This window comes from uncultured Campylobacter sp. (genome assembly GCF_938045775.1).
Classification (GTDB): Bacteria; Campylobacterota; Campylobacteria; order Campylobacterales; family Campylobacteraceae; genus Campylobacter_B.
The window spans coordinates 1-8,019 of the sequence record NZ_CALIBH010000253.1 but is presented as its reverse complement, the minus strand read 5'-3'; the positions used below and the strand labels follow the sequence as shown (position 1 = coordinate 8,019).

The window sequence follows — 8,019 nt, the reverse complement described above, 5'->3', positions numbered from 1 at the left end:
TCCACTCCACGGTCATCGGTTTTGGGCGGCTCACGTCGCCGAAAAGTAGCGGCGGTTTCACGCAGCGGCTACCGTAGCTCTGCACCCAGCCGTTGGCACTAAACGCGTATCCGCTCATCTGCTCGCCGAAATACTCGACCATATCGTTACGCTCCGGCTCGCCGTGAACCAGTACGTCCAGACCAATCTCATCTTGAAATTTAACGCAGTCGTCGATATAAGCTTTGATCTGCTTCTCATAATCCTCGCGCGCTAAAAGTCCATTTTTGTAGGCGTTGCGAACCTGGCGAAGCTCGGCAGTCTGAGGAAAGGAGCCGATCGTAGTGGTAGGTAAAATTCCATAGCCTAGCTCCTTTTTCTGCACCTTGATGCGATCCTCGTAGCGATCGGCGCGCTCAAGCCTGCTTAGCGAGTTCACGCGAGCAGAGACCTTTTCGTCGTGGATTAGCGGCGAGCTAGCGCGAGTTTTGGCGGATTTTTGATTCTGCTCGTAAGCTTTCATGCCGTGCTCGCACATCGGAATTTCAAAGAAAAGATGGGTTAAAATCGAAATTTCGCTTAGTTTTTCGACCGCGAAGCTTAGCCAGGATTTGATCTCGGCGCTTAGCTTGTCCTCGTATTTTAGCGTGAAGGGCACGTGCAAAAGCGAGCAGGAGGTGCCCACGTAGATGCGCTCTTTAGGCACGTAGGCTTCGATAGCTTTGAGCTGGGCTAGCTTTTTGTCGATATCGCTCTTCCAGATATTACGCCCGTTGATCACGCCTGCGAAAAGCACGGTCTTAGCGTCTTTTAAAGCTTCAAGCTCCTTTTTTATATTCTCCTCGCTTGCGTAAACAAAATCAAGCCCGATCGCCCATACATCGGTCTTTACTATCTCGCGCACGGCCTCGGTCGCATGCTCAAAATAGGTCATAAAGATAATTTTTACGTTGCTTGCGGCCTTACTTAGGCGCTGATAAACAGGCTCGATCTTTGGCGCCAGCTCGGTCGCGCGATCCGTCACGAAGATCGGCTCATCAATCTGAACTACGACCTCGTTATCAAGCTCGCTAAGAAGCTTTAACAGTTCCTCGTATTTCGCGACAAGGGCATCTAAATGCGCGAGTGGATCACTTTTGTCGCTTGATTTGCTAAGCGCGAGATAGGTGATAGGTCCGATTAAATTTATCTTTAGCGCGCAGGAATCCTTAAAATCGTTATTCTTCGCAGCCTTGTACTCGCTTAAAATTTTACTAGGATTTAGGTTAAATTCAGTATATGCAGAGATCTCGGGCACGATATAGTGGTAGTTTGTGTTAAACCACTTCGTCATCTCCATCGCGACTGCGTCTTTACTGCCGCGCGCCATCGCAAAATACTGCTCGTGCGCCGAAAGAGCCATAAAGCGCTGCGGGATCACGCCGAAAAGTACACTGGTATCGAGCATCAGATCGTAGTATGAAAAGTCGTTCACGCTAATTAGACCGCTCCAAGCATCCAGCTGATATTTGATGTGGCGATCTTTTAGCTCTGCGGCGACCCGCTCCAGCGCGCCATAATCGCACTTGCCCGCCCAATAGCTCTCCAAAGCCTTCTTTAACTCGCGCTGCTCTCCGATACGCGGAAAGCCCGTGACGTAACTTTTCATTTCAGTCCTTTAAGTAAAATTTTGGTATGAAAGTGTTGATTTTATCTAAAATTTCTTTTGCCGTCATTAAAATTTTAATCTAATCTCGAAAATGAACGAAATTTTATCCAAAAGCGCAGGGGCGGAATTTAGCCAATAAAATCTGAAATGGAATTTTTATCGACGAAATTCTATGAGTTAAAATTTGATGATGGAATTTGAAGACGTTAAATTCATCATAATTTAAACCTCATCGCAAGATTCTACTAAAACTTAGTAAAGCCTTGCGACGAAGCTAGCCTTACCTGACACACCGCAAAGCCACTGAGCATCAAGGCTCTATGAAAGCAGTGCAACGCCTCAAATATGAAAATTCTTAGAATTTATAATTATATCCTGCGTAAACGCCGTATTTTTTACCGTCGTTATCTTCGATATAATCGCCGTCTTTGTACCACGCCTTGCTTGCTTTAAAGCCCATTTCAATCTCGCTATTGGAGCCAAACTCATACGCAGTACCTATCTTGCCGCCCAAAATGAAGCCACCCAGCGTATCGTCCGCTCTAACCCAGCCGCCATTGCTATAGTCTATTTTAACTTCAGTATCTAGCACCGAAAGCCCAGCGTAAGCGCCTAGGACGAGCTTAAATCTACCGAAAAGCTCCGGCGTAAAATCCGCACCGGCTACGAAATCGTGCGTGCTCCATTTAACCTTTCTTTTCGAATTGGCATTCGAGCTGGAATCCTCGCCCTTAAATCCGTAAAAATATCCGCCGTAAGCTCTAAACGTGCCGAAGTCATATCCGGCCTTAACGCCGATTTGTGGCTGTCCGTCATCAAAACCCGCAGCTTGGTTTTTGAAATTGTATCCGCCCTCGCCGCCTATGAAAAGCCCCTCTGCAATCGCGCTTACTGCAGCTAAAGAGCTAAGAAGCGCCGCTTTTGCAACTAAATTTCTCATATTTACTCCTTTTGGTGAAATTTCATCTTAATGATAGCGACACGCTTCGAAACCTAGGCTAAATTTAAAGTAAATACATAACATTTACGATTTTTAGTGACAAAATTTTAAAGTATTTTTGTAATTTATTTATAGCCAGTATAAATTCTAAATCTAAGCATATAACTTGCATTATAAATTTTATCGCTTAGTAACATACGCTTTGTAAAAGCATAATGCAATAAGAATTTACGCAATATTCCTCTGAATATAAATTTATCTTAATAACTTGTAAATCCGCGCAGAATTACTTAAATAGATGGGCTCAAATAGATCTTTATCATAGTTTTCCAATACAAAAAGTTGGATGAAGGCTGATTCAAAGACCTTTTTATCTAAGATTAAAATTCTTTGGTAATCCGGTAAAAATATCACGTAAAGATTGGAATTTTTATCTATCTGCTTAGATAATTTGACGAGTTTACCGTTTGCTTCGCCCACTTGATAATATGAATTAATAGACATTCTTTTTCCGTCATAGATTAGGTATTCAGGATCGACGCTAGGCAGCGTACATTCATCATTTATTATGATGCTCTCTCCATCTTTACCCATTCTAATATCATAACCCACATGAATAAATGGCGTCCAAGACTCTTTACCAGTCGCTATATCTACAGTAGAAAATTTTAAAATATTGGGCAATATATCTATCATGTGCGGTACGAAATAATAATATATATCCCTAGTTTTCTGCGGAAGCTTGAAATTCTTATCGCTTAAAGAACTTAGGAATTTATTGATATCGGCTTCGCCATAATCTTTTTGAATTTGATATAGATTTAGTTTAAATTTATCTTCCAGTTTAGGATCAAATTTTTTATCTTGCGACTTTTGTATATATTCGACATTAAGCCTTGCCATATTAGCAGAGCTTACCTCATCTTTATTAAAGGAAAACGCACTCATAAAAGTGTATTCTCCTGCCTGTCTACCTCCGGGATCAGCTACTACTTTTACATCGGAGTAATATCTGATTAAATATCCGTAATCCCACCACGATAGCACATAATCCTCCCTGCTAGCCTTATTTTTTAGCTCTGCAAGAGGCATTATGGAGTCTTTCGTAAGCGTAGGTGCAACTCGGAATTTATAAATAAAATCTATGCTAGGCATTATCGCTAAACAAGTTAAAATAGCTAACAAAGTACTTCTAAGCCAGGTGCGTATTTCAAAATAATTCAGCGTGAAATATATAAAATAAGCAAATCCAAGCGCTATCATCGGCGTAGCGTACATTGTAAAGCGAGTTCCGCCGAAAAGCGCTAAAGCCCCAAGCGTTATCATTGGCAAGGTTAAGATAAACGAACGGAATTTTATCAGCAATAGAGCTAGCCCTCCTACAGCGCATATAAATATAAATAGATGCCCACTAGATTCAAGCACAAATTTCATGAAATTAGCATTGGCAACCTCGTTAACCGTATTTCTAACACCATAAAAATGAAAAATATCTCCCTTGCCAGCATTCTTTAAAATATATACATTAATTTCTGTTATTATAGGTACGAGCCCACCGAATATGATAAACATAATTGCGACGATCACACCCAAAATCCAAAGAGCCTTTTTACTTTTATGACTTGGAATTTTAATCATTAAAAAATATAAAAACGCAATGAGTGCGATTTTGAATAATAAAATATAATTTACAATTATTGTCTCGCCTTCGTAATACGCGTCAAATTTTATGATCGCTGCAACCATAAGAATAATCACTTTGTAATTTGCCTCATTTCGTCTATCAAATATCAAAGTGTAAAATAAAAAGATGCCCATTATCGCTAAATTTAACGAATACGAGCTAGGATACCACCAGCTATAAAGTACCATAAAGACGGCGGGCAAAGCAAAGCTGCTCTGCTCGCTTCGCCCTATTAGCCTAATCAAAGCCCATAGCGTTAGCAGCGGCAGAGTAACATTTAGCATATCGCTATCGAAATACCCGCCCAAAGTTCTGACATAATACCCCGGCAATATGGTGGCAAGTAGCGTCGCGATGATGCCTGCGCCTAGGATCTTATATTCTCTTGCTATCAAAATAATCGGCACGGCCACCAGCGGCGCCAAAAACACGCTCATATAGATCGTAATGCTATTTAGGCTGACGGGTAAAATTTTGCTAAGTAAAAATGCCAGAGTTGGGATCGACGCGCCGTACGGGCTAAGATCGCCCTGCTGGTGAAAGCCTGCTATCATATCGCGCGCACCCTCGGCGTTCGCAAAGGCGTCATTTGTGGTCATGATGAGCTCGCCGTCAAAAGAAAACTGCTCAATCCCACTAGCCCAATATATCCAAAAAAACCTGCACGCCACGCCGAATATATAAACCAGCGTCATGATCAGAAAAATATCCATACGTGAGCATTCGCCGTTTGTAATTTTAAATTTTTGCATCTTTTTCCTTGATTTGCCATTTGAAATACCGAGCGGTAGGGTTAAATTTGCCTCTACAAATTTTACTCGCTTTATCACGCCTGCGTTACGTCTTTAACGACATTGTTTAATTTGCGTTTATTATAGCAGAATTTATCGATATTAAAAGCAAAATTTTAAAAGCAACTCAAGTTAAGCCGTTTAGAATTTAAATTTGTGATATGCAATTTTGGCGACCATCAAAAAATACGATACGTAAAGATAGAGATTAAGATTTAAACTAAATATCCAATATAAGGCAGATACAAAACAACACCAAGCCAATAAACATGCGTATATCTAGCATATTATAAATTCCATCTTCTGGGTGCGGAATAAACAAATATAGGACAATAAACATAACGAACGCTTTTAAAAAAATATATAACAATGTTTTATTCATAGGCATATATTTAGCGATCTATGCTATGGCTAAATAGCAGAAACAACCGGTCGTTGCAAGAAACCTACGCCGAGCCGGTGGATTTTTATGGTTTAGACGAAATTCTCGCCTAATACGCGTCGCACATAAATTTACAGACGGTTTTCGTTCGCAGATTAAGCATGATCGAGCTTAGGCATCTGCCGTCCTTATTGCCGCTTAGCAGGCGCACGGCATCGCCCTCTTTCCACTGCGTGCTGTCGCCCTCGATCGTCCTGTAATGCGCGCCGTTAATAACAAGCGACTCGCCGCCCTTTAGCGTTTTATCGATCTTTAGATCGCTTGCGATCTGGCTTAGATCGCCTTTTAGGGCATTTGCGATTAGTTTTTCCTCGGCCTGCTCATGCGTCTTCATCGAGCTTTTAGCAAAGTCCGGCACCTGCACAGTTTCGGTCTGAGCCGAAGCAAAAGCGGCTAGCACGCAAGCGGCGTAAATTAGTTTCATATTTTCTCCTCGGTTTTTTCAAAATTTCGGCGATTATAGCAAAGTTTACTTAAAAATTTCGGTCTAAATTTAGCTAGAGTTTAAATTTAAGAAACCACCCGTCTGTTTAAAACAGAGCCGAAAGCGACGGCAAATTATAAAATTTCGCCGCGATTTAAAATTTACTTATTAAATACGCAGCAAGCGCGCTTAGCCAAACAAACAGAGCTATGATCTAAGACATCACTCGCGGTGTACCCGCCCAAAACGCAGCCCTCATATTGCAACGTAAGAGCAAGCGAGCATCGAAATTTTTACTGGCAGAATTTACTCGTTATCAAATAGCGCGCCGAGACTTTGCATTACAGCAGCGATGGGCATCCAGACGGGGCTAAACATAGTTAAAACTGCGTCTTGCGTCTCACCGTTTTTACGCATACTTTCCTCGCTCAGCCTGCCGCTATCAACAAATACTACCGCGTTTAAACTTAACGGCTTAGCAAGCGCATATTTTTTTAGAATCCGATCGCGATCTTTTACGCGCGTAGGAACGCCTAAAATTTTGAAGCTAAATTGTAAAATTTCGCGATCTTTAAAGCCCGTAAAATTTGGATGCTTGTAAAGCACAAGCTGATCTGCTAGCGGCAGGCTCTCGCGGTCAAGCCACAGCTCAAAAAGTAGCGCGCTTGCGTGAGGTTCATTAAATGCATCCGTAGCGATCGAAATTCTATTTACCTCCACTGCATGTGAATAGAGCGATTTTAGGTGCTCAAATTCCGCTTTCGTCGCGCGATAATCACTGCTAAATTCGTAGTCGTAAGCGTCACCGATCATTACCGTACGGTTTGCCTCTATTTGGATCGCGCGAATTTGCTCCTTGCCTTCAAGCTCTACGGGCGCGGTTTTGCTTGCGCAACCCACAATGAGAAATGAAAATGCCACGCTAAAAATCAGCGCTTTTAAAATTCGTTTCATATCTACTCCGATAAAATTTTATGCGATTATAGCCAAATTTAAAGCAGCATTCGACGCACGCCCGATTGAGACGAATTAAAATTTGAGGGCGAGAGTGTATATGAAATACATGAACCGAGTGAATTTTAATTAGAATTTAAACGTAGCAGAATAAGGCGCAGTATTTTTTGCCTAGCTGAGATGAAATTTGTTTTTTAAAAGTAGGCTAGGCAGGTAAACTGCTTAGCTAAATTAAATTTGAATGCGATTAAAGATAGGGCGAAGTATCGTGAGATGATTTTAAATGTTTTCTACGTCGCTATGCTCGTAGCTGAATAGAAGAAGTAAATTTCGTCCCAAGACTAGACATACAATATGTCGTAGAGCGAAAATTTCAAATCTATTTAAATATACCCACCAAATAAGGTGAAGTATTTTTGCCTTAATCAAGGCGGATTTAAATTTTACGACGGGAGCGTATTGAAATACGTAACCGAGTAAAATTTAAATACAACGCAGAGTAAGGCAAAAAGACAAGCGTTACTATTTTACTTCATACCTCTCGCCCGGTTTCATTTCTATCATCTCCCACGGCAAGCCCTGCTTATTTAGCTCGTCCATGAAAGGCTTGGCGTCGAAATTTTCCATGTTAAAGACGCCCTTGCCGCTCCAGATGCCCTTTGCCACCATCATCGAGCCGATCATCGCAGGTACGCCCGTCGTGTAGCTCACGGCCTGCGCGCCCGTCTCGGCGTAGCAAGCCTCGTGGTCGCAGACGTTATAGATGTAGACTTGGCGCTCTTTGCCGTCTTTTAAGCCGCGTATTACGCAGCCGATGTTGGTTTTGCCCTTCGTGCAAGGGCCTAGCGACGCAGGATCAGGTAGCAAGGTTTTTAGAAACTGGATCGGCACGATCTTGACGCCATTGTGTTCTACCTCGTCGATGCGTAGCATGCCGACGTTTTCTAGGCATTTCATGTGGGTTAGGTAGCTCTGTCCGAATGTCATAAAAAAGCGGATTCGCTTCAGCCCTTTGATGTTTTTTACTAAGCTTTCAAGCTCCTCGTGATAGAGCAGGTAGCTGTCCTTGACGCCGACTTTCGGATAGTCCCATTTGAACGAAATCTGCATCGGCTCGGTCTCTTTCCACTCGCCGCGCTCCCAGTAGCGGCCCTTTG

6 protein-coding genes are annotated in these 8,019 nt (G+C 42.3%); all 6 read right to left on the bottom strand.

Going from position 1 to position 8,019, the window contains the following annotated elements; genetic code table 11:
• A partial coding sequence (gene metE / locus Q0238_RS10630; protein ID WP_297945886.1) for a 5-methyltetrahydropteroyltriglutamate--homocysteine S-methyltransferase occupies positions 1-1,627 on the bottom strand: 1,627 nt, incomplete at its 3' end.
• A gap of 355 nt (positions 1,628-1,982) precedes the next feature.
• Positions 1,983-2,567 carry a hypothetical protein gene (locus Q0238_RS10625; RefSeq protein WP_297945884.1) on the bottom strand — a complete coding sequence of 195 codons (585 nt, stop codon included), beginning with the start codon at positions 2,565-2,567 and terminating at the stop codon, positions 1,983-1,985.
• Between the two features lie 255 nt (positions 2,568-2,822).
• The gene (locus Q0238_RS10620) at positions 2,823-5,003 is read right to left on the bottom strand and encodes an STT3 domain-containing protein (RefSeq protein WP_297945883.1); all 2,181 of its coding nucleotides are present in this window, start codon (positions 5,001-5,003) and stop codon (positions 2,823-2,825) included.
• A gap of 530 nt (positions 5,004-5,533) precedes the next feature.
• Positions 5,534-5,908, bottom strand: a complete 375-nt coding sequence (locus Q0238_RS10615; RefSeq protein ID WP_005871123.1) for a hypothetical protein — start codon at positions 5,906-5,908, stop codon at positions 5,534-5,536.
• Between the two features lie 306 nt (positions 5,909-6,214).
• Positions 6,215-6,862, bottom strand: coding sequence for a hypothetical protein (locus Q0238_RS10610; protein WP_297945881.1), 648 nt, complete (start codon positions 6,860-6,862; stop codon positions 6,215-6,217).
• A 522-nt stretch (positions 6,863-7,384) separates the two neighbouring features.
• A partial coding sequence (locus tag Q0238_RS10605; protein ID WP_297945879.1) for a saccharopine dehydrogenase C-terminal domain-containing protein occupies positions 7,385-8,019 on the bottom strand: 635 nt, incomplete at its 5' end.

Excerpts from the sequence above, each read along its gene's own strand:
- Q0238_RS10625 (WP_297945884.1), bottom strand. The coding sequence starts at position 2,567 with ATGAGAAATTTAGTTGCAAAAGCGGCGCTTCTTAGCTCTTTAGCTGCA.
- Q0238_RS10620 (WP_297945883.1), bottom strand. The coding sequence starts at position 5,003 with ATGCAAAAATTTAAAATTACAAACGGCGAATGCTCACGTATGGATATT.
- Q0238_RS10615 (WP_005871123.1), bottom strand. The coding sequence starts at position 5,908 with ATGAAACTAATTTACGCCGCTTGCGTGCTAGCCGCTTTTGCTTCGGCT.
- Q0238_RS10610 (WP_297945881.1), bottom strand. The coding sequence starts at position 6,862 with ATGAAACGAATTTTAAAAGCGCTGATTTTTAGCGTGGCATTTTCATTT.